This window comes from Marinobacter sp. (assembly GCF_041690615.1).
Taxonomy (GTDB): Bacteria; Pseudomonadota; Gammaproteobacteria; order Pseudomonadales; family Oleiphilaceae; genus Marinobacter.
In genome coordinates, this window is the sequence record NZ_JAWLGY010000035.1 from 6187 (window position 1) to 27994 (window position 21808).

The following is a 21808-nucleotide window of genomic DNA, read 5'->3' on the forward strand; positions in this document are numbered from 1 at the left end:
CCGTGGATTCCGTGGCAAATCAGTTATTTCAGAAAGGCATATCAGCGTGCAACAGAACATCATCAACACCCGCGATCTCGAATTCCAGCTGTTCGAACTCCATCAGGTCGAGGACTTCCTCAAGTACGACCGCTACGCCGACCACAACCGCGAAACCCTGCAGGCCGCCCTGGACCTGGCGCTGAAGGTGGCGGCGGAGGCGTTTGCCCCCCACACGCGACTGGTGGACGAGGAAGAGCCCAGGTTCGAGAACGGGCGGGTGGTGATGCGTCCGGAAGTGAAGCAAGCCCTGGACGTACTGCGGGAAACCGGCCTGCTGGCAGCCAGCCAGGATTATGAGCGGGGTGGCATGCAACTGCCCAGTGCTGTGGGCCAGATGTGTGTGGGGTTGCTCAAGGGCGCCAATGTAGGCACCCAGGCCTATGCGGGCCTGACCATCGCCGCGGCCAACCTGATCCTGACGCAGGGTAGTGAAGAACAGAAGACCCGCTATGCCGAACCCATGCTCAGCGGGCGCTTTTTCGGCACCATGTGCCTGACCGAGCCCCATTCCGGCTCCTCCCTGGGGGATTTGCGTACCCGGGCCGAGCCGGCCGGTGATGGCAGCTATCGTCTCAAGGGCAACAAGATCTTCATTTCTGCCGGTGACCATGAGCTGAGCGACAACATTGTCCATATGGTGCTGGCACGCCTGCCGGATGCGCCTCCGGGGGTGAAAGGTATTTCGCTCTTTATCGTGCCCAAATACCTGGTGAACGAGGACGGCAGTCTGGGTAAACGTAACGACGTGGCCCTGGCCGGTCTGATCCACAAGATGGGTTACCGGGGCACAACCTCCACCATGCTCAACTTCGGTGAGAAAGCCGGCGCTGTCGGTTACCTGGTGGGCGAGCCCCATAACGGCCTGGCCGCCATGTTCCACATGATGAACGAGGCCCGCATCGGCGTTGGGCTGGGCTCGGTCATGCTGGGCTACACCGGTTACCTCCACGCCCTGGAATACGCCCGTGAACGGCGGCAGGGCCGTCCGGTGGGCAACAAGGACCCGCAATCGCCCCAGGTGCCGCTTATCGAGCATGCCGACATTCGCCGCATGCTGCTCACCATGAAGACCTACGTTGAAGGCGGGCTGTCACTGGCCCTGCAGGGCGCCCGCCTGGTGGATGAAAAGAAGGCGGCGCAGTCCGACGAGGAACGGGAGATGGCCGCCGGGTTGCTGGACCTGCTGACCCCGCTGATCAAGTCTTGGCCTTCCCAGTTCTGCCTGGAAGCGAACAGCCTGGCCATCCAGGTGCACGGTGGGTACGGCTACACCCGTGAGTACCCGGTGGAGCAGTTCTACCGCGACAACCGCCTGAACCCTATCCACGAGGGCACCCATGGCATCCAGGGGATGGACCTGCTGGGACGCAAGGTGTCCATGGCCGGCGGGCGGTACTATCAGGAGTTGCTGCGTCGTATTGCCGCGACGGTGGACGAGGCGGGCAACAACCCGAAGCTGGCAGACAACGCCCGTCGCCTGACAGACACCGTGGAGGCCCTGAAAGAGGCCACCGACCGTATCCAGGCGGTAAAGCAGGAAGGCCAGGTGGAGCGTGCGCTCGCTAATGCCTCGTTGTATCTTGAGGCCTTTGGGCACACTGTCGTGGGTTGGCTGTGGCTCCGCCAGGCGCTGGCGGCGGCAAAAGGCCTCTCCGGGGGTGGCCCTCAGCCCGCTGCTTTCTATCAGGGCAAGCTGAAAGCCTGTGATTTCTTCAGCCGTTATGAACTGCCCCGGGTAAAGGGGCTGACGCAATTACTCAGGGAGGTGGACGCCACCGCCCTGGAGATGGAAGCCGAGGGCTTCTGACGCCGCTATTCAAACAACATCCGATATCAGGAGGGATACACCATGAGCCGTCAGGCAAAAGCAGTGGTCTGCCGTGAATGGGGCAAGCCTGTTCAGGTCGAAACCATCACCGTCGACGGCCCCAAGCGGGGCGAAGTCACCATCAAGGTCGCGGCCTGTGGCGTATGCCACAGTGACCATTCCGCCACCACCGGCAAGATCCAGTACCCGCCACCCCTGGTAGTTGGCCATGAAGCCGCCGGTGTTGTGGTTGAAGTGGGTGAGGGTGTGACCGATCTCAAGGAAGGCGACTATGTGGTGAGCACCTTCATCACCATGTGCGGCAAGTGTCGCAACTGTGTTCGCGGTCGCCCGGTGCTGTGTGAGAATGCGAAGAAGTCCCTGGTTACCCTGCCGGACGGTACCGTTCGTACCCATGGCAAGGACGGCGAGGACCTGTATGTATTCGGCGCCTGCGGTGTGATGGCGGAATACGCCACCCTGCATGAAGACAACTGTGTCAAGATCGATGAAGGCGTGCCCCTGCCCAGTGCCGCGCTGGTAGGCTGTGCCGTGATTACCGGTGTTGGCTCGGTGTTCAATACCGCCCAGCTGGAGCCGGGTTCCCGCGCTGCCGTCTTCGGTATTGGCGGTGTCGGCCTGAACGCCATTCAGGGCTGTGTCACTGCCGGTGCGGAAATGGTGATTGCGGTAGACAGCAACGAAGCCAAGCTGGAAATGGCGAAGGAATTCGGCGCCACGCACACCATTAACATCAATGACGTGGAAGACGTCAGCAAGGCCATCAAGAAACTGAGCGCCGGTGGCGTAGACTACGCCTTCGAGTGCGTTGGTAACGGCAAGGTGGTTGAGCAGGCCTACAAGGCCCTGGGCCGCGCCGGTACCGTGGTAGTGGTTGGTGTTGCCGACATGAAGGACAAGACCTCCATCAGCACTTTCGCCCTGCCGGCGGATGAGCGCACGCTCAAGGGCAGCTGGCTGGGTTCCGCGCGGCCCCAGTACGACTTCCCGAAGATTCTGAACCTGTACAAGGCCAATCGCCTGAAGCTGGATGAACTGATCACCCAGACCTACAGCATTGACGAAGCGCCCCAGGCGTTCGAGGACATGCTGGCGGGCAAGAATGCCCGTGGCGTAATCGTTTTTGAATAAGGCCCAATGTCTGATTGTCTGGCAAACGCCTTTGGCTAGATCTTCCTACAATAGCGACTCCCGAAAGGAGCATTACCATGAACAATCTCAGCAAGAACTACATCAACGGCCAGTGGGTTGACTGGTCCGGTGACACCATCGACGTGCACGAGGGTACCAACGGCGAAGTGATCGCAAAGGTACCGTCCTCTGACCGTGCCGCCATGGAACAGGCTATCGACGCCGCCGACGCGGCCTTTGACAGCTGGAGCGAGACCCCGCTGGAAAAGCGCATTGACGTCATCAAACAGCTGCATGCTGGCCTGAAAGAACGTGCCCCGGAAATCGCCAAGGTCGTGGCCCGGGAAGTGGGGATGCCCATCAAGCTGGCAGGTATGATCCAGGCCGGTATGCCCATCAAGGTCACCGAAACCTACCTGGACATGCTGCCGGACTACCCGTTCACCGAGCAGTCCGGTAACTCCGAGGTCCAGTACGCGCCGGTAGGTGTGGTCGGCTGTATCACCCCGTGGAACTACCCGCTGCACCAGGTCATCCTGAAAGTGGTTCCGGCCCTGGCCGCTGGCTGCACCATCGTACTCAAGCCCAGTGAGGTGTCCCCGCAAAGCGCCTTTATCCTGGCGGAAATCCTGGACGGCACCGACCTGCCCAAGGGTGTGTTCAACATGGTCTGTGGCCTCGGCCAGGAAGTGGGCGATACCCTGATCAAGCACCCGAAAGTGCGCATGGTGTCCTTCACCGGCTCCACCCGCACCGGTCACCTGATCGCCCACGCGGCGGCGGACGACTTCAAGCGCATTGCCCTGGAAATGGGTGGCAAGTCCGCATCCATCATACTGCCGGACGCCGACCTGGAGGCTTCTGTGAAGGGCTCCTTCATGAACTGCCTGCAGAACAGCGGCCAGACCTGTACTGCACTGACCCGCCTGCTGGTGCACAAGGACCAGCACGACCAGGCCTGTGAAATCGCGGGTGCCATCGCCAACGGCGTCAAGCTGGGTGATCCCCTGGACGAGAACACCCGCCTGGGCCCGCTGGCCTCTGCTGATCAGCGCGACAAGGTCCGTGGTTACATCAAGCTGGGCATTGAAGAAGGCGCCACCCTGGTAGCCGGCGGTGCGGAAGCGCCGGAAGGCCTGGAGAATGGCTACTTCGTCAAGCCGACGGTGTTTGGCAACGTGGATCCCAACAGCCGTATCGCCCAGGAGGAGATCTTCGGGCCGGTGCTGTGCGTGATCCCCTACGAAACCGAGGAAGAAGCCATCCGCATCGCCAACGGCACCGCCTACGGCCTGTCGGGTGCAGTCTTCTCCGGTGACCAGGACAAGGCGAAGAAGGTCGCCGGCAAGATGCGCACCGGCCAGGTGTTCGTCAACGGCGGTGCCTTCAACCCGCTGGCGCCCTTCGGTGGTTTCGGCCATTCCGGCATCGGCCGCGAGTTTGGCAAGTGGGGCCTGGAGGAATTCCTTGAGGTTCGTTCATTGCAGTTGTAATCGCCGACACCGATAAGGTAAATATAGAAGGCTAACGAAAGCGGGCATCTCCCACCGGGAATGCCCGCTTTTGGTTTACAGGACTGAAGAGGAACCATTCGTGAGCAGTATCTGGACAATTACCCCAACCATCGAAAGCATGCAGGAGCGGGTAAAGAACACCGCTGTGGACAACATGGGTATCGAGTTTACCGGGGTAGGTGACGACTACATCAGCGCCCGGATGCCGGTGGACACCCGCACGGTGCAGCCCTATGGCATTCTCCATGGCGGTGCCTCGGTCGTGCTGGCGGAAACCCTGGGCAGCGTCGCCACCAACCACTGCCTGAAAAAAGAGGGCACCGCCGGTGTGGGCCTGGAGATCAATGCCAACCACATCCGCTCGGTAAAATCCGGCTGGGTTCACGGCACCGCGCGCCCGCTGCATACCGGCGGGTCTACCCAGGTCTGGGAAATTCGCATCGAGACGGAGGATGGTAAGCTGGTGTGTGTATCCCGCATTACTATGGCGGTTATTAACCTTTAAGGGTTGCCACGGCCCCTCGAAAGCGCCCTTCGACAGGCTCAGGGTGAACGGGGGAGCACGGGAACAAATGCTTTACCGGTCGTTTTCCCGTTCGCCCTGAGCTTGTCGAAGGGCGGTGGATTCCGTGGTAAATAAATACAAAAAGGAGCTATCTCCATGAAAATGGGTCTTAAAGGCAAAAACGCCGTCGTAACCGGCGGCAGCAAAGGTATCGGTCGCTCCATCGCCCTGGCGCTGGCGGCCGAAGGTGTCAACGTGGCCATCTGCGCCCGCAGCGAAGGTCCACTGGATGAAACATTGAAGGAAATCCAGTCCCTGGGCGTGAAAGGCTACCGGGAAGCCTGCGATGTAGGCGACAAGGCCAGTCTTGACGGATTCCTGGACAATGCCCGCCGTGAACTGGGCAGCGTGGATATCCTGGTCAGCAATGTCTCCGCCCTGGGCGCCGGCAACGACCTGAAAGCCTGGGAGGCCAACGTCACCCTGGACCTGATGTCCACCGTACGCGCCGTAGACAAGGTGTTACCCTGGATGAAGGACGCAGGCAGCGGCAACATCATCATCCTGTCCTCCATCTCCGGCATCGAAGTGGGCACCACCCAGCCCTACGCCGCCACCAAGGCAGCGCTGATCAGCTACGCCAAGTCCCTGGCAGTAGACCACGGCCCGGACGGCATCCGCGTCAACAGCATTGCCCCCGGTTCCATCAAGTTTCCCGGCGGCGTCTGGGACAAGGCCGAAAAAGCCAATTCACCCCGCTACCAAAGCACCCTGGATCGCATCCCCTGGGGCCGTTTCGGCAAACCGGAAGAAGTGGCCAATGTCGCTGTCTTCCTGGCCTCTGACGCGGCCAGCTGGGTGACCGGCGCGTGCATTCCGGTAGACGGGGCACAGCACCGGTCAAATATGTAACTGTCATCCATCCGCCCGGCGCTGATAGCAAGCTCGAGGGAGAAATTCGGAGGTCACCGAATGGTCGGGGCGCCCGTGGGTCGGTAAGGCTTTCCGGGACCCTTAAAAAGAGGGACCTTTTTAAGGAGCCCCCATGGACGGGTTCACGGCGTGTCCCGGAAAGCCTTACCGGCCTGCGGGTGCGTGCTCCGTTGTCAGCAGGCCTGGCATTGAAAAGTATCTTGAAATGTCACCGCTCGCTGAAAGAGCTGAGACCACGCAGGGCGGGCAAGGATCATTGGAAGAGCAGCACGGGCTGAGCCTAGGGCTTCCCCCCAAGCAAAATCTTCACAGCCAGACAGGCCTCCTCCACCTCCTCGATGTTGGGCTCCCGCCCGATAATCACATCGGAATACAGACAGGACTCCGCCAGCCGCACCATAAAGTACGAGAGACTCTCCACCCGCATGGGCGGCTTCTCCAGATACCCCTTGTCAATCTGGTCCTGGATCATCAGCGTATTCGCTTCCACCACCCGACTGTGCATGGTGGAGGCCGACGAGGTCAGCACCCGCAACGCATGCTCCGGGTCCTGCTTGATAAAGTCCCGCAGGGGCTTGGCCCGAACCAGCTCAATGGTGATCCGCCGGTAGACCTCAACCACGAAATCCACGCCGGTTCCGGGAGTAGAGGCCACCACGGACGCCCGGATCGGCGCATACAGGGACCAGAGAATATCCCCCAGTAACAGATCCTTGTTGCCCACCCAGCGGAACAGGGTGGCACGCCCGATACCCAGGTCTTCCGCCAGGTCCGCCAGGTGCAGTCGATCGCCCTTCAGCCAGATGCGGCGGGCGCGACTGAAGGCCTCGGCCGGCGTTGCGCCGGAAGAGCGCTTGCGGGTTTTCTGCAGTTCACGCTGCAATGGAGAATGTGTAACTGCCACGGGCGTCTCACTTCTGGTAGTAAAAAGGTACTGAAAGCATCCTTGTCGCTACCTTTTTTGACATTGTTTTTGTTACATAGAGTGTAAGAGTCTGGTGAAATAGAACAAGCGCTTTATCTGTGGACGATACCTTCCCCGGTAACGTCTCGCAATTGAGTACGACTTTCCAACATATTGGCCATAAAAACAATAACCAATTTAGCAAACTGAAATCCGGAGCCCGTTGATGTTGTTTATTGGGGCGCTGTTTGTCTCTTGCCTGGTCACGCTGTTTCTGGCTCGCTACGCCTGGGTGAGGCGGGAAGCGCCCACGGCCAAAGCCGTTGCTGCCATGATGACCGGGGTCAGTTGGTGGACGCTGTGTTATGCCCTGGAACTGCTCCATTACAGCGTACCGGGGCTGGTCCTGGAACCGGACGGCCTGCCCCTGTTCTGGTTTCGTCTGATGTTTATCGGCGTTGTGCTCCTGCCGGCGTCTTTCCTGGTGTTCGTGTTGCTGTACACTGGCGTAAAAGAGCGTATCAGTGCCCGCCTGATAACCTGGCTCGCAGTGGAACCTGTTCTGGTCGTCCTGGTTGCCCTTACGGACGGCACCTTCCATGACTGGTTCCTGGCAGGCTTTGCCTCAGACAGCGATCAACCCTTCAGGGGCGGGCCGGCTTTCTGGCTGCATGCCCTCTATTCCTATCTGATCACCCTTGCCGCCTATGTACTGCTTATCCGTTTTATCATCCAGTCCCGGTCATACCGTAAACAGGCCGCGCTGTTGCTTTTCGGGGGCATGGTTTCCTCCCTCGCCAATATCCTGACCATATTGCGTGCCCTTCCCGAGCCCCTGCAGGGGCTGGATATAAGCCCCTTCGGCTTCCTGGTAACGGCTGTGCTCATGTTGCTGAACATTCGCAAGCAGGGTTTCCTGGATGTCATGCCCATTGCCCGCTCACTGGTATTTGACCATATGGCCGATGGAGTGCTGGTCGCAGATGACCGCGGGCGTCTGGTGGACCGTAATCCGGCTGCCCGGCAGTTCTTTGAGTCGGGCGGCCGCCGGCTGGCAAGGGGGGAGATGGTCGGCGACCTGGTGCCGGGATTGTTGCGGGGGCGTCAGTTCAGCCCCGATCTGGAGGCTAACGGCCGCATCCTCAGCGTCCAGCGTAACCTCTTCCGTACCGGAACCGGGAAGCTGCGGGGTATTGTTTACGTATTCCGGGACGTAACCGACCTAAAGCGGACGGAAGCCGACCTCCGTGAAAAACTCGAGCGCATCGAGGAGCTGCGCAACGCCCTCAAGGAGGAGTCCATTCGCGATCCGCTGACCGGGCTCTACAACCGTCGCTGGCTGGATGAGGTGCTGGAACGGGAAATCCCCCGGGCGTTACGGGAACAGCGGCCCCTGACGTTCTGCATCATGGATCTGGACCACTTCAAGCGGGTGAATGATGACTGGGGCCATGATGTGGGGGATCGCATCCTCGTGGCCCTGGCAAAGCTGCTGCAGGATGGCAGCCGCAAGCAGGATGTGGCGGCCCGGTTCGGTGGCGAGGAGTTTGTGCTGGTGTTGCCGGGGCTGGACCCGCAGGGTGCCCTGGACGTGGTCGGGCGCCTCAGGAGTGAGTTCTCGGACATGGATTTCAGTCCGGGAGGGCCCGTCCGTCTGACATTCTCCGCTGGGCTCGCTTGTGTTCCGGACCACGCGTCAGACCGGGAGACCCTGTTCAGGATGGCAGACCGGGCCCTTTACCAGGCCAAGGATCAGGGTCGGGACCGGGTCGTTATTGCAGCGATGGCGGATGGCGATGACGCCGGGGCAGGGGAGTCTGCCTGAACATGGGCCAGGCAGACTCCCGTGAGCGTCCGTTAAAGACCGGGAACCTATACCCGGAACTGTGAAACCAGCTCCCGCAACCGCTCGCCGAGGCGTGCCAGTTCCTGGCTGGCTTCGTTGGTCTGGGTAACGCCGGTGTCGCTGTTCTGGGCAGCCTCCACAATACGGACCACGTTCTGGTTGATCTCTTCGGCCACCTGACTTTGCTGCTCGGCGGCAGTCGCGATCTGGGTGACCTGGTCATGGATATGCTCCACAGACTGCTCAATGGTGTTCAGGGCCGAGCTGGCGTGGTTGATGCGCTCAACGGTCTGCTCTGACAAACCCTGGGACGAACGCATGCGCTCCACGGCGCTGCGGGACTCATTGATAAACCCGTCGATCATTTCACGGATCTGCCCGGCAGATTCACCGCTGCGCTGGGCCAGCTGACGCACCTCATCCGCAACCACCGCAAAGCCACGGCCATGCTCACCGGCACGGGCCGCCTCGATAGCCGCGTTCAGGGCCAGCAGGTTGGTCTGATCGGTCACTTCGTGAATCACGTCCAGCACTTTCTGTATTTCGTCGCTGCGGGAAGCCAGGGCCTCGATCGCCTCAGCACTTTGCAGGAGGTTCTGCGACAGCTCGTTGACCGATTGCTGGGAGCCGGCCATGGTCTGGCCACCGTCCTTCGCCAGGCGGTCCGCGTCTGCACCGGCACTCTGGACCTCGTTGGCGTTCTTCGAGATCTGGTGGATGGTGGCGGCCATTTCATTGATGGCGGAGGCAATCTGGTCGGTTTCTGAACCCTGGGTCTGTACCGAGGCGCGGGTCTCTTCCGCTACCCGGCTCAGTTCTTCAGCAGCGGACGCTACCTGGTTGGTGGTATCGCCTACCTCGCGGATGGTGGTGTGGATCTTGGCCACAAAGGCGTTGAACTGACGACCCAGATCGGCCAGTTCATCAGTGCCGTCATCGGGCAGGCGACGGGTGAGGTCGCCTTCGCCCTTGGCGATGTCCTCCATGGTGCGGGTGACCCGGTTGAGGGGGGCAGTGACGCTGCGGCCCATAAACAGGCCAAAGCCTATGGCAATCAGGACGATCACCGCTGTGACACCGAGGATCGTCAGCATGGCACTGCGGATCTGCTCGTCAATGTCATCCCGCGCGGCTGCTACGGCCCGGTCAATGTCCGTGATATACACGCCAGCGCCTATCACCCAGTTCCAGCGATCCAGTGTGATGGAGTAGGAGAGCTTGGGTTCCTTGACCTCTTCGGGGTTGGCAGGATTGTCCCACTCGTACTGGAAAAAGCCGCCATCACCGCGGCCGGCTTCAAACAGCTTCGCCAGGAGTGCCCGTGACGCATCGGTGGTTTCGTCCGAAAATCCCTCCAGGCTCGGGTTGGGCGCAAAGATCAACATGTAAGAATCATCCCTGTAGGCATACAGGTAATTGTTGTCGCCAAACACAATGGACCGGAGCTTGTCCCGGACCCGCTCCTTGGCCTCTTCGGTCGGATAGGCCTGCTCGTCATATTCTTCGCGGATCAGGGCCCGGGCCCCCTGAACCAGATTCTTCAGCCCGCTTTTGTGGGCATCGAGCAGGTTGCTTCTCAGTCGCTCTACTTCAGCCTCTCCATTGGCGGACAGCTGTTGGGCCGTGATCCAGGCGGTTACACCAGCAGTCACCAGTACCGGCACCAGCACTGCAATCAGCAGACGTGAACGGATGCGCAGTCGCTCCATCAGTTTCATGGTAAAACTCCAGACAATCTGAAAGGTCATTAGGGTCGAGATAAGTTGGTCACGAATTATCCGGATACGCGGCAGGAATGCCGTTCCGAAATGTAACCGGACTCTCGTCATGCCTTTCATATCGGCCGATGAGGTCACGCCTTGAGCATTGGGTCTTCAGGTGTCCGGGGCCCGGGTGCCGGATTGTAAAATCATGTCAAAACAATGTGACCTTTCACCAAAGATTGAGTGGCCATTCACGACTTGCCCGTTGCCGGGTGGCAAGCTCCAGGTAAATAGTGAAGAATGAGACGAAATCCCATAATGCCCACAACGACACGCGCGACAGGCGTTCCGGCCTCCGGAGCCCTGCCTGGTAGTCAGAACAATAAGATGGTCGCCCCCGATGTATGAGACTATGCAGAAAAAACTGATCCCCGCCCTTTGCGTTTCGCTGCTGGCACTGACCAGTGCATCATTCACCCAGGCTGCCGTTTCCCAGGCTGAGGCCAGCCGGCTGGGCAACAGCCTGACGCCGTTTGGCGCCGTCCGTGCCGGCAACTCCGAGGGCACCATCCCCCGCTGGACCGGCGGCGATACCACCAGGCCCGACGGGTACGAGGGGTCTGGCGACCACCACGTCAATCCCTACCCGGACGATGAACCCCGCTACGAAGTCACCGCTGAGAATATGGACGACTATCGTGACGTTCTCGCGGATGGCGTTGTGGCAATGATGGAAGCCTATCCGCAGACCTTCCGGCTCCGGGTCTTCCCCACCCGCCGTAGCCATACCGCACCGGACCACATCGCGGAGAACACCCGCAAGAACGCGGTGAGAGCGAGCCTGGTTGATGGCGGCAACGGTGTGCAGAATGCCTTTGGGGGCCACCCCTTCCCGATCCTCCACGGCAACAGCGAAGAGAAGGCCATGCAGGCCATGTGGAATCACCTCACTCGCTGGCGCGGTCGCTGGGCCGAACGCGAGTACACCGAAGTCGTCGTAGTAAATGGCCAGTATGGCGGCGTCACCATGCGCCAGGAAGTCTTCTTCAACTGGAACAAGGAAGGCGGTTCTCCGGAAGACCTGGACAACATCGTCAACTACTACCTGTCCACGGTTATTGCACCGGAACAGTATGCCGGCGGCGGTATCCTCGTGCATGAAACCCTCGACCAGGTAAAAGAGCCCCGCAAGGCCTGGGGTTTCAGTGCAGGTGAGGTTCGCCGTGCTCCCAGCCTTGGTTACGATGCGCCTATCGCCTCTGCGGGTAATCTGCGCACGGTGGATGACACGGACACGTTCAATGGCGCCCTCGACCGGTACAACTGGGAGTATAAAGGGCTACAGGAAATGCTGATTCCCTACAACAATTTCGAGATCACCAGCGACAAGTACACCTACGATGACGTGCTGGACAAGCAGCACCTGAACGCTGACCTGATGCGCTGGGAGTTGCACCGTGTACACGTTGTGGAGGCCAACCTGCGGGAAGACGCCCGCCATCTCTACCACAAGCGGGTCTTCTATATCGACGAGGATAGCTGGAATATCGCCCTGGTGGACCAGTACGACGATGAGGGCAACCTCTACCGGGTCACGATGGCGATGCTGAAGAACTTCTATGACATGCCCGGGGTCTGGGCCGATCTTGAGGTCTACCATGACCTGAAGAAAGGCATTTACCACGCCACCGGCCTGATCAATGAATCAAAAGGCACCCGCACCTTCAAGAACGATTTCCCCGGCAAGCGTTATTTCTCGCCCTTTACCCTGCGACGTCGTCTCGCCGACTATTGAGACGATTCATAAAAATGCGTCACATGGAAGTGACACGACAGACCTTTCCTCCAAATAGTTCTCCCCCGGGGCGCCAGACAGGTATCCCCGCCTGCCCTTAATCTGTGTACAGGTTTTCGACTGACGGGTCTCAGGTCCGGTTTTGTCGGAAGCGCCTCCGGCCATCGGAAACTGGCCGGATAACGACAACAACAGACAAGGCAGAACGAACCATGAATTTCCTGCAGCACCACCATTTCTGGCGCATGTCGATGACATCCGTGCTGGCCGCCTCCCTGCTGGCCGGTTGCGGTGGCTCTTCCTCCAGCGCTGACGAGGATGATACAGCCGAGTTGCCACCCAATGTCCGTCAGACCCAGGCGGGTCAGGTAGAGGGCACAGAACAGGGCAACCTGCTTGCGTTCAGGGGCATCCCCTACGCGAAACCACCGGTGGGTGAGCTGCGCCTTGCACCGCCTCAGCCGGCCGGGGCATGGGACGACGTGCTTGACGCGAGTGCCTTCGGTAACAGCTGCCCCCAGAGCGGCAGTGCATTTAATGGCTTCACCGACAGCCTGGAGGAAGACTGCCTCTTCCTGAACGTGTACACCCCCGCCGAGGGTGAGAATCACCCGGTAATGGTCTGGATCCACGGTGGGGCCTTTATCACCGGCTCCGGTGGCGAGTCCTATGAGCCCTCCCGGCTGGTGGAGGAGGGGGTGGTCGTGGTGACCCTGAACTATCGCCTGGGTGTGCTGGGTTTCCTGCCGGCGGCAGGCCTGCCGGAAGGGAACGGGCAGTTCGGCCTGCTGGACCAGCAACTGGCACTGAAATGGGTACAGGACAACATTGGTGTATTCGGTGGCGATGCGGATAATGTGACCATCTTCGGCGAATCTGCCGGCGGCCACAGCGTACTGTCCCAGCTGGTTTCGGCAGGGGCAGGCACCGGCTCTGAAGGTCTGTTTCACAAGGCCATTGTGCAAAGTGGCGCCTACCAGCCTACCCAGATTCCCCAGGAAGTTGGCGAGGCCGTCATTGGTGCGCCAGTCGTTGCAGCGCTGGGATGCAGTGATGCCGCCGATATAGCTGCGTGTCTGCGTGACGAGGAGGTTACCACCGCCGAGATCCTCGAAGCCCAGGGTGATATGTGGTTCAACCCCACCTGGGGGCAGGGCATTTTGCCCTACTCCATCCAGGCTGCCCTGGACGGCTCTGACGGAGCCGCCTTCCCGCAAGGTATTCCGGTAATGACTGGCAATAACCTTAATGAGGGCCGCCTGTTCCTTGCCCTGGACGAAATCTCGGCGGTACTGGCGGGCTCACCGGACCCGGTGGATACTCCGGAAGAGTACGAGGCTGAAGTCCGGGCCCTGCTGTCATCGGATCCCCGAAACCTCGATGCGGACCAGGTTGCGGCGGATTACCTGGTCGCCGATGGCAGCGGGCCACTCAGTACCCCCGCCTTCACGGATCCCGGTGACCCTGACCGTTTCAGCCTGGCGCTGGCCTCCATCCAGACCTCCTGGCGTTTCGCCTGCAACCAGATTGCCCAAGTGAACAGCCTGGCCGACCAGGATGTTCCCACCTTCGGCTACTGGTTCACTGACCAGAATGCCCCCAGTCTGTTCGGTCCGGATCTCACGCCGGCTCTCAGCTTTGATCTCGGTGCTGCCCACGCACTGGAAATCCAGTATGTGCTGAACAGCGAAGCGACCATACGGGCTCGTGGCGCTACCGACGAGCAGGTTGCCCTGTCTGAGCGAATGATTGACCACTGGGTACAGTTTGCCCGCTACGGCGATCCCTCCCCGGATGACGGCACGGGGGCATGGTCCGATTACGCCACCGGTACCCAACTGATGGAACTGACACCGGAAACCCCGGCTTCGGAGGCCCTGGTGGACGTGGCGGTGGCAGCGGAGGCCCATAACTGTGCCTACTGGGCGGATCCCCCGCGGGCTGCTGACGAAACCTGATACCGGACCCGGCCGGTATGGCGATTCACGAGTTGTGTCCCTGAATCGCCACCGGCTTTGTAAATCCCGTCCCCCTGATGAATAATGGAACGCTGTTCCAATAAACAACACTGATATTCATCAGGGGAGTTCCATGAAGACAAGAATCACTGAACTGTTTGGTATCGAGCACCCGATCATTCAGGGCGGCATGCACTGGGTTGGCTATGCCGAGCTGGCGGCCGCTGTTTCCAACGCGGGCGGCCTGGGCATTATCACCGCGCTGACCCAGCCCACGCCGGAAGACCTGGCCAAGGAAATTGCCCGCTGCAAGGAGATGACCGACAAGCCCTTCGGCGTGAACCTCACCTTCCTGCCTTCCTTCCAGGAACCCCCCTATCCCGAGTACATCCAGGCCATCATCGACGGCGGCGTAAAAATCGTGGAAACCGCTGGCCGCAGCCCGGAGAAGTACATGCCGGCCCTCAAGGAAGCCGGCATCAAGGTGATCCACAAGTGTACTTCCGTGCGGCACGCCCTCAAGGCCCAGAAAATCGGTTGTGACGCAGTCAGTGTGGATGGCTTCGAGTGTGGTGGTCATCCCGGAGAGGACGATGTGCCCAACTTCATCCTGCTGCCCCGGGCGGCGGAAGAGCTGGACATCCCGTTCGTGGCATCCGGCGGTATGGCCGACGGCCGCAGCCTGGTGGCGGCCATGGCCCTGGGCGCCGACGGCATGAACATGGGTACCCGTTTCCTGGCCACCACGGACGCCCCGGTCCACGACACCGTAAAACAGACCATTGTGGAAGCCGACGAACTGCAGACCCGGCTGGTGATGCGCCCGCTGCGCAATACCGAGCGGGTGATGAAGAACGCCGCAGTGGACGAGATCCTGCGGATCGAGAAAGAGAAGGGCGCTGATACCCAGATCGACGACATCCGCCACCTGGTCACCGGCGCCAAGGGCAAGATGGTGCTGCACGAGGGCAAGATGGACGAGGCGGCCTGGAGCTGCGGCATGGTGGCCGGACTGATCCATGATGTGCCATCCTGTGAGGAGCTGATCAACCGCATCATGAGCGAGGCGGAAGGCATCATTCGTGATCGCCTGATGGGCGCTCTCTAAGGAGACAATCATGGCAGAACTGAACCTTCTTACCGATGGTGGCAGTTTCTTCGAAGGCCCCCGCTGGCGGGATGACCGCTGGTGGGTGTCCGACTTCTACCGTCACGGTGTTTACACGGTCACCACAGACGGCCTGATGGAAAAGGTGCTGGATGCGCCGCAGCAGTCTTCCGGTCTGGGTTGGTTGCCGGACGGTTCCCTGGTCTATGTGTCGATGGTGGATCGTAAGGTCATGCGGCGATCACCCGAGGGTGAGACCAGCGTGTATGCTGACCTGTCAGACCACGCAACAGGGCATGTGAATGACCTGGTGGTCGCCAATGATGGCAATATCTGGGTGGGCAATTTCGGCTTTGACCTGATGGAAGGGGCGGACCTGCAGCCGGCGAAGCTCATGCGTATTGACCCGGAAGGCAAGCTCAGTGTCGCGGCGGACGATCTGTACTTCCCCAATGGCATGGTGATTACGCCAGACCAGAAAACCCTGGTGGTGGGCGAAACCTTCGGCAACCGCATGACCGCATTCACCATCGCGGACGACGGTGAGCTTTATGACCGCCGGGACTGGGCTGAGTTTGGCCCGAGGCCAGCGCCTGGTCCCCGCGCCGATATGCTGAAACAGCTCAGCATCGGCCCGGACGGTTGTTGCCTGGACGCAGAAGGGCAGATCTGGATTGCAGATGCCTTCAACCAGCGCTGTATCCGCGTGGCTGAAGGCGGCGAGATCACGGACGAAATCAAGGCGCCGGAAGGCCAGGGCGTGTTCGCCTGCATGTTGGGTGATACCGATGGCCGCACGCTACTGATGTGCTGTGCCCCGGACTCGTCCGCCAAGCGTCGCAAACAGGCGAACGAGGCTGCCCTGTACACCGCCCGGGTATCGGTACCCCACGCCGGTAATCCTTGATGGCTCTGTGGTTCCCGGGTCGGGATGATCCGGGAACCCGCTTTCGGCCTTCCCTTATGCCCCTTCCGGCGCAAGCTTTCGTATACCCCTCCACACGCCGTTGAGTGGGTTCGCTACCGTGTCAGGTCATGGTTGGCTTGTTCCTCCTCGCCGGTAAGGTGGACAAGGGGAACCCTCCGGGCCGTTACCCCTCAAAGCTCCATAACACCACGACTTTCTTGAAGCCGTCGGCAAGAGCAGGGTGGTGACTGATCTGACAGGGGGACAGAGTGTGTTGAAGAAACGAACAGGATGGATGGCGCTGTTTGCTGCAGGTGCGCTGAGCTTGTGGGCCGTCGCAGCTGCCCAGAATGAGTCGGAGCAATCGGCCTATGCCCCGGAGGACCCTGAGCTGGCAGTAGCCACCTTTGCAGGCGGCTGCTTCTGGTGCGTCGAAGCGGGGTTCGAGAAGATTCCGGGCGTGGTGGAAGCTGTCTCCGGGTATGCCGGGGGTGATGAGCCTTCGCCCACCTACGAGCAGGTTTCCTCAGGCCGTACCGGCCATACCGAGGCGGTTCAGGTGTACTACGATCCGGAAGAGATCACCTACGAAGGCCTGGTGGAAGGATTCTGGCGTTTTATGGATCCAACGGATGCCGACGGCCAGTTTGTGGACCGGGGGCAGCAGTACCGCCCGGCCATTTTCTATCATGACGATACACAAAGGGAAATCGCGGAAGCTTCAAGGCAGGCGCTGGCGGACTCCGGCCGCTATGATGACCCGGTTGTGATTGAAATCGTGCCCCTGGACAGGTTCTGGGATGCCGAAGGCTACCACCAGGACTACTACGAGAAGAACCCCGTCCGCTACAAGGTCTACACGTTCAACAGTGGCCGGTTCCAGTTCATTGACAAGGTCTGGGGAGAGGACCAGGAGCTGGACTTCTCGCAATTTCGCCCGGGTGGCGATAAGACCTCAGCCGCTTCCACCACTTCTTTAACCGACCGCATCGTGAACGGACCGGGGTTTGATCCGGAAAACTTCCGCATGCCCGATGAGGCCACACTCCAGGCCCGACTCACTGACCTGCAGTACAAGGTGGCCCGGGAAGACGGCACCGAGCGGGCCTTTGACAACGAGTACTGGGATAACAGGGAGCCGGGGCTGTATGTGGATATCGTCTCCGGCGAGCCCCTGTTCTCGTCCCGGGATATGTATAAATCAGGCACCGGGTGGCCCAGCTTTACCCGTCCAATCGATCCGGACGCGGTTGTGGAGCGGGAAGACAACAAACTGTGGATGACCCGCACCGAGATCCGCAGTCGCTACGCCGATTCCCACCTGGGCCATGTCTTCAATGACGGGCCGGAACCCACCGGACTGCGCTATTGCATGAACTCCGCGGCCATGGCGTTTATTCCCCTCGACCAGATGGAAGCGGCCGGCTACGGGGAGTACATCGACCAGGTCCGGGACACTAACTAAAGCCAGAGATCCCTGACCGGGGTGTCCAGCGAGAAATGATGGCGGACCTGTGCCTGCAGCAGTTCCGCCGTGGCAATGGCATCAATCAGCGCGTTATGGCCCGGGTAGTGGGGCAGGTTGTAGCGCAGCCGGCTGTCGGCAAGGCGGATGGACACCGGCTTCTTGCCCCACAGCCGCTGCCAGCGGGTGGGGTTACGATCCGGGTGAAGGTGGGCCTCAATGGCCATGGTATCGATAACCGGAAAGTCGATGCCCTCCTTCAACCGCCACTGCAGTGCCACATCCAGAAAGGGACGCTCAATGGCCCGGTAGTGCACCACCGGGATGCTGCCTGCCAGGGCCGGTAGTAACTCGTCCAGAATGTCCCCCAGGTCCGGCGCTTTCTGGATGTCCGTATGGGTGATGCCGTGAATGGTCACCGAAGTCTGGTGCAACGGCAGGGCCGGGCGCACTACCCAGTGTCGGGCCTCTGACAGACGAATCCGCTGGAGGGTAAAGGGTACCAGTCCGATGCTGACGATGGAGTGCTGGTCCGGTTCCAGCCCCGTTGTCTCGAAGTCCATGGCCACCAGTGGGACTTCTTCCATGGGGGTATCCGGTGTGATGGCGAACGCTTCGTAGAATGCCCTCAGGCGGGGGTCACCGGTCTCTTTCGCCAGCGATGCCATTCGGCCAGGCCAGTCGTTTGATGGCAGGTGACCCCCGCTGGATGCTTCACGTCTGGTGCTCATGACTCTCCTGTGTACTGCAGCATGGTGTCCTGCGAAGGCTACCGGGGAATCTGGGCATTGTAGCGGTAGCGCAGGAACTTCTGGGCCTGACTCACTACCTGGAAGGCGTCTTTCAGGTGACTGCGCTCAAAGGGCGACAGGTCCTCAGGGCGCACATTGTTGTCCGGCTCGCGTCCATCTTCGAGGGCCAGGGCCTGGTGACGTATGCGTACGATGGCGATGAATTCCATGGCATCCCGCAGGTTACCCACGCCATCGTCCGGCAACAGCCGGGTCTTGCCGATGTCCCTGAGTCGGTCAAAGGAGTTCTGGGCCCGGGAGCCACAGGCCAGGGCGTGTACCCGGATCAGGTCGGAGACCGGCGCGGTACCCCGGCGCTTCAGGTTGAAGGTTTTCTGCTGCTTGCCGTCTTCCTCCATCACAAACTGGCGGAAGAAGCCCAGTGGCGGGGTGCGGTTAAGGGCATTGCGGGCCAGCAGGGCCAGGAACCGCTGGCTTTTCTGTGCTTTTTCGGCGATCAGCTCTTTGAGGGCCTCGGCGTAACGATCTTCACCGTACACCCCGTCCAGGTCAAAGAAAATATTACTGTTGAGCAGGGCTTCCGCCTTGGGGTTGTCGATCCAGTCGGTAAAGTACTCCTTCCAGACTTTCAGGGGCTGCCGCCACTTCGGATTGGTCGCCATGATGTCGCCAGTGCAGTAGGCATAGCCGCACTCCGCCAGGCCATCGCTGACAAACTTCGCCAGGGCAAGAAAGTACCCATCGTGCTCCGCAGGGTCGAAACTGTCATCCAGTACCATGGCGTTGTCCTGGTCGGTAACGATGAGTTGTTCGTCCCGGGCCATGGATCCCAGGGCCAGGAAGCAATAGGGCACCGGAGGCGGGCCGAGTTTCTCTTCTCCCAGTTCCAGCAGCCGCTGGGTAAAGCTGCGGCCGATACCGGCCATGGCACTGCCGATCATGTGTGAGTTGGCATCCTCGTTTACCATGCGGATAAAGCTGTTGCGGACATCCTGGCTGACGGATTTCAGGCCTTTTATATTGGGCTGGCGATGAATGTTACTGACCACGTAGAGGCTGTTCTGGGACTCGTACTTCACGATATCCGACAGGGCCACCACACCCCGCGGCTTGCCGTTATCTATTACCGGCAAGTGGTGCACATTGTTGTGCAACATCTGCAGCATGGCCTCGAACACCAGCGCATCTGCCCGGATGGTGATCAGCCCCGGTGACATGATATCGGCCGCCGGGGTTTCCGAGGGCAGGGCGTCCGCCACCGCCCGGGTGCGCAGATCCCGGTCGGTGATAATGCCCACCAGGTCGCCCTCGTTGTCGCCACTGCCCTCCACCAACAGCAGTGAGGAAACCCGGTTGTCGGTCATGATGCGGGCGGCCTCCTGCAGGCGGACGGTTGAGGGGGCGGTGACCGGTGCCCGGGAAATCAGACGGGAGACCTTCGCGGTCATGGAGTCGTTGGCGTGGTCCGACCGGGACACGGCCAGGCGCAGGCGGCTTTTGTCTTCCACCTCCACGAAGTCGGCAAAGACATCGTAGTTATCGAACAGGTGCTGGAAGATCGGGTGAGGGATCAGGTAGATCAGGGTGTCTTCAAGGGCCGTGGCGGGAAAACGGACCTGACGTCCCATTAGCAGGCCGATCTGACCGAAAATCTCACCTTCTCCGAGACGGTTGTACAGCTCGCCTGAGCGGCGGTAGAGCTCCACCGCGCCGCTGCGTACATAGTGCAGGTAGGTGTTTTTCTGGCCCAGTTCCAGGATTTTCTCGCCCGCCCGGAAATAGGCGATCTCGATGCCGCCAGCCACCTGGTCCAGTGCTTCATCCGGCAATTCATCGAACGGTGCGTGCTGTTGAAGATGGTTCCGGATGTCGATCAGTTCCGCTTGCATGGCCCGCCCTGTTGCTATGGTGTGAACTATTGCAATATAGCAGGGCAGCACGGCGGTTCGCGAACGGATCGCCTTCAGCGTTCCGATGACTGACTGGTATGAGGTAAAAGGATGAACTCGACCATCACCCGGGGTGGCGGCCTGCTGGCAGCGGCCCGGCGCTGGGGCATTCCCCCCGATCACTGGCTGGACCTGTCCTGTGGTATCAACCGCAGGGGCTGGCCTGTGCCGCCGTTGCCGGATTCCCTGTGGTATCAATCCTTCGGTGGCGAAACAGACCTGGATGCCGTGCTCCATCAGTGGGGCAGGGCGCCGGGCAGTGCCGGGAGCCTGGCGGTACCGGGAACCCACATGGCCATGCGAACCCTGCCACTGCTGCGCTCCCCCTGCCGGGTAGGCATACCGGCGCAGGCACCTGCGGAACTGGCTGAAGGCTGGCGCCTGGCGGGGCACACCGTTGTGCCGGTGACCCGTGAGCAAAGCCAGGCTGGTGATACCTGGCTGAACGAGCTGGACATTCTGGTATGGACCAACCCGGACGCCCGTACCGGCGCCGCTGTCTCCCGGGACCGTCTGCTGGACTGGCATGGCCAGCTGGTAGGGCGTGACGGCTGGCTGGTGGTGGATGAGGCCTTCGTGGACGGTTGCCCGGGCACCAGCCTGGTGCCCATGTCCTCCGCGCCGGGGCTGGTGATTTTGCGTTCCCTGGAAACCTTCTTCGGCCTGGCGGGAATACGGGCGGGCGCGGTGTTTGCCGAGCCGGCCGTTACTGACGCCCTGGCGGCCCGGCTGGGGCCGGAAGCGATCGGCGCACCGGAGCGCCACGTCATGGCTCGTGCCCTTAAGGACCTGCGCTGGCAACAGAACAGTGTCCGGCGCCTGGCGCAGGACAGTGAACGACTGGACCAGGCCCTTCAGAAGTCCGGTTTGCCTGCCACAACCGGAACCCTGCTATACCGTTACCTGGCGTTCCCCGAGGCACCCCTGGTGGCGGATTTTCTGGCGGGGCAGGGTATTCTTGTGCAGTGTTTCGACGCCCCGCAGGCCCTGCGGATTGACTTGCCGGGAGACAGGTTCGAGTGGGAGCGACTGGAGCGCACCCTGCAACACTTGACGAATTACATTGACCACCACAGGGGGTGTTGCTAGCCTTGCGCCCTGTTTTCAGGTGTCCTGTCGTCAGTGTGGCGCGGGATGAAACGGGAAGTCGGTGAGCCACAGGCTATTCCGACGCTGCCCCCGCAACGGTAATTGAGTGATGTCACGGCCCTCCGATTCGGTGAATGGGCGTGACCTGAGGGTAACCAACCCGCCACTGCGCATTGTCGTGGGAAGGCGGTTACCCGGAACCGCGCCGCGGTTCGCTCATAAGCCCGGAGACCGGCCTGGGAACACACCCGGAGTTGCGGAGGGCGGCTCGGGTAGGCGATTCCCGGCATCTTTCCGCTCTCCGTCTTGCCTGCCCCACTGATTACTCCGCAACGCATATCTTGAACCCGTGCGGGTGCGCGCGGTTTGTGGAGTAGTA

The 21808-nt window shown here is 60.8% G+C and carries 16 protein-coding genes and 1 riboswitch; of the genes, 12 read left to right on the forward strand and 4 right to left on the reverse strand.

The genetic code is table 11. The features are described from left to right. Nucleotides 1–46: 46 nt before the first annotated feature. The 5 genes from ACESMZ_RS16610 to ACESMZ_RS16630 all read left to right on the forward strand — a co-directional run bounded on the left by ACESMZ_RS16610 (nt 47) and on the right by ACESMZ_RS16630 (nt 5932). Nucleotides 47–1849 carry an acyl-CoA dehydrogenase gene (locus ACESMZ_RS16610; protein WP_372973030.1) on the forward strand — a complete coding sequence of 601 codons (1803 nt, stop codon included), beginning with the start codon at nt 47–49 and terminating at the stop codon, nt 1847–1849. 42 nt (nt 1850–1891) lie between these two features. Beyond that, nucleotides 1892–3001, forward strand: coding sequence for a zinc-binding dehydrogenase (locus ACESMZ_RS16615; protein ID WP_372973025.1), 1110 nt, complete (start codon nt 1892–1894; stop codon nt 2999–3001). Nucleotides 3002–3078: 77 nt separating this feature from the next. After that, entirely contained in the window at nt 3079–4494 is a 1416-nt protein-coding gene (locus tag ACESMZ_RS16620; RefSeq protein ID WP_372973026.1) for an aldehyde dehydrogenase family protein, read from the forward strand. Between the two features lie 139 nt (nt 4495–4633). Then, a complete protein-coding gene (locus ACESMZ_RS16625; RefSeq protein ID WP_091848986.1) occupies nt 4634–5020 on the forward strand; it encodes a hotdog fold thioesterase in 387 nt (128 codons plus the stop codon). 156 nt (nt 5021–5176) lie between these two features. After that, nucleotides 5177–5932 (forward strand): SDR family NAD(P)-dependent oxidoreductase, encoded by a 756-nt coding sequence (locus ACESMZ_RS16630; RefSeq protein ID WP_372958863.1) that lies wholly within the window; start codon nt 5177–5179, stop codon nt 5930–5932. A 301-nt stretch (nt 5933–6233) separates the two neighbouring features. Here the strand turns inward: ACESMZ_RS16630 and ACESMZ_RS16635 are convergent, their stop codons facing one another. Beyond that, complete coding sequence (locus ACESMZ_RS16635) at nt 6234–6857, reverse strand: QsdR family transcriptional regulator (RefSeq protein ID WP_372958864.1); 624 nt, start codon at nt 6855–6857, stop codon at nt 6234–6236. A gap of 226 nt (nt 6858–7083) precedes the next feature. Between ACESMZ_RS16635 and ACESMZ_RS16640 the strand changes: the two genes are divergently transcribed. After that, nucleotides 7084–8682 (forward strand): diguanylate cyclase, encoded by a 1599-nt coding sequence (locus ACESMZ_RS16640; protein ID WP_372973027.1) that lies wholly within the window; start codon nt 7084–7086, stop codon nt 8680–8682. Nucleotides 8683–8729: 47 nt separating this feature from the next. Here ACESMZ_RS16640 and ACESMZ_RS16645 read toward each other — a convergent pair whose 3' ends face one another. Then, the gene (locus tag ACESMZ_RS16645; RefSeq protein WP_372973028.1) at nt 8730–10421 is read right to left on the reverse strand and encodes a methyl-accepting chemotaxis protein; all 1692 of its coding nucleotides are present in this window, start codon (nt 10419–10421) and stop codon (nt 8730–8732) included. 385 nt (nt 10422–10806) lie between these two features. Between ACESMZ_RS16645 and ACESMZ_RS16650 the strand changes: the two genes are divergently transcribed. The 5 genes from ACESMZ_RS16650 to msrA all read left to right on the forward strand — a co-directional run bounded on the left by ACESMZ_RS16650 (nt 10807) and on the right by msrA (nt 17639). Then, nucleotides 10807–12201: a DUF1329 domain-containing protein gene (locus ACESMZ_RS16650; protein ID WP_372957677.1), complete on the forward strand. Its 1395-nt coding sequence runs from the start codon at nt 10807–10809 to the stop codon at nt 12199–12201. Nucleotides 12202–12413: 212 nt separating this feature from the next. Continuing rightward, a complete protein-coding gene (locus tag ACESMZ_RS16655) occupies nt 12414–14159 on the forward strand; it encodes a carboxylesterase/lipase family protein (protein WP_372973029.1) in 1746 nt (581 codons plus the stop codon). A gap of 133 nt (nt 14160–14292) precedes the next feature. After that, entirely contained in the window at nt 14293–15267 is a 975-nt protein-coding gene (locus tag ACESMZ_RS16660) for an NAD(P)H-dependent flavin oxidoreductase (RefSeq protein ID WP_372957679.1), read from the forward strand. A 10-nt stretch (nt 15268–15277) separates the two neighbouring features. Beyond that, a complete protein-coding gene (locus ACESMZ_RS16665; RefSeq protein ID WP_372957680.1) occupies nt 15278–16174 on the forward strand; it encodes an SMP-30/gluconolactonase/LRE family protein in 897 nt (298 codons plus the stop codon). 295 nt (nt 16175–16469) lie between these two features. Beyond that, entirely contained in the window at nt 16470–17639 is a 1170-nt protein-coding gene (gene msrA, locus ACESMZ_RS16670) for a peptide-methionine (S)-S-oxide reductase MsrA (protein ID WP_372973031.1), read from the forward strand. Here the strand turns inward: msrA and ACESMZ_RS16675 are convergent. Beyond that, nucleotides 17636–18370: a 3'-5' exonuclease gene (locus ACESMZ_RS16675; RefSeq protein WP_372957681.1), complete on the reverse strand. Its 735-nt coding sequence runs from the start codon at nt 18368–18370 to the stop codon at nt 17636–17638. The genes msrA and ACESMZ_RS16675 overlap by 4 nt on opposite strands. A 38-nt stretch (nt 18371–18408) precedes the next feature. Beyond that, nucleotides 18409–20280: a putative nucleotidyltransferase substrate binding domain-containing protein gene (locus tag ACESMZ_RS16680; RefSeq protein ID WP_372957682.1), complete on the reverse strand. Its 1872-nt coding sequence runs from the start codon at nt 20278–20280 to the stop codon at nt 18409–18411. A gap of 111 nt (nt 20281–20391) precedes the next feature. Between ACESMZ_RS16680 and ACESMZ_RS16685 the strand changes: the two genes are divergently transcribed. Beyond that, complete coding sequence (locus ACESMZ_RS16685; protein WP_372957683.1) at nt 20392–21429, forward strand: aminotransferase class I/II-fold pyridoxal phosphate-dependent enzyme; 1038 nt, start codon at nt 20392–20394, stop codon at nt 21427–21429. After that, nucleotides 21430–21684: riboswitch (cobalamin riboswitch) on the forward strand. The last annotated feature ends 124 nt before the right edge of the window (nt 21685–21808 follow it).

Bases quoted from the DNA above. Each gene is read 5' to 3' on its own strand.
- ACESMZ_RS16615 (WP_372973025.1), top strand. From the start codon at position 1,892: ATGAGCCGTCAGGCAAAAGCAGTGGTCTGCCGTGAATGGGGCAAGCCT.
- ACESMZ_RS16620 (WP_372973026.1), top strand. From the start codon at position 3,079: ATGAACAATCTCAGCAAGAACTACATCAACGGCCAGTGGGTTGACTGG.
- ACESMZ_RS16625 (WP_091848986.1), top strand. From the start codon at position 4,634: ATGCAGGAGCGGGTAAAGAACACCGCTGTGGACAACATGGGTATCGAG.
- ACESMZ_RS16630 (WP_372958863.1), top strand. From the start codon at position 5,177: ATGAAAATGGGTCTTAAAGGCAAAAACGCCGTCGTAACCGGCGGCAGC.
- ACESMZ_RS16640 (WP_372973027.1), top strand. From the start codon at position 7,084: ATGTTGTTTATTGGGGCGCTGTTTGTCTCTTGCCTGGTCACGCTGTTT.
- ACESMZ_RS16645 (WP_372973028.1), bottom strand. From the start codon at position 10,421: ATGAAACTGATGGAGCGACTGCGCATCCGTTCACGTCTGCTGATTGCA.
- ACESMZ_RS16650 (WP_372957677.1), top strand. From the start codon at position 10,807: ATGTATGAGACTATGCAGAAAAAACTGATCCCCGCCCTTTGCGTTTCG.
- ACESMZ_RS16655 (WP_372973029.1), top strand. From the start codon at position 12,414: ATGAATTTCCTGCAGCACCACCATTTCTGGCGCATGTCGATGACATCC.
- ACESMZ_RS16660 (WP_372957679.1), top strand. From the start codon at position 14,293: ATGAAGACAAGAATCACTGAACTGTTTGGTATCGAGCACCCGATCATT.
- ACESMZ_RS16665 (WP_372957680.1), top strand. From the start codon at position 15,278: ATGGCAGAACTGAACCTTCTTACCGATGGTGGCAGTTTCTTCGAAGGC.
- msrA (WP_372973031.1), top strand. From the start codon at position 16,470: ATGGCGCTGTTTGCTGCAGGTGCGCTGAGCTTGTGGGCCGTCGCAGCT.
- ACESMZ_RS16675 (WP_372957681.1), bottom strand. From the start codon at position 18,370: ATGAGCACCAGACGTGAAGCATCCAGCGGGGGTCACCTGCCATCAAAC.
- ACESMZ_RS16680 (WP_372957682.1), bottom strand. From the start codon at position 20,280: ATGCAAGCGGAACTGATCGACATCCGGAACCATCTTCAACAGCACGCA.
- ACESMZ_RS16685 (WP_372957683.1), top strand. From the start codon at position 20,392: ATGAACTCGACCATCACCCGGGGTGGCGGCCTGCTGGCAGCGGCCCGG.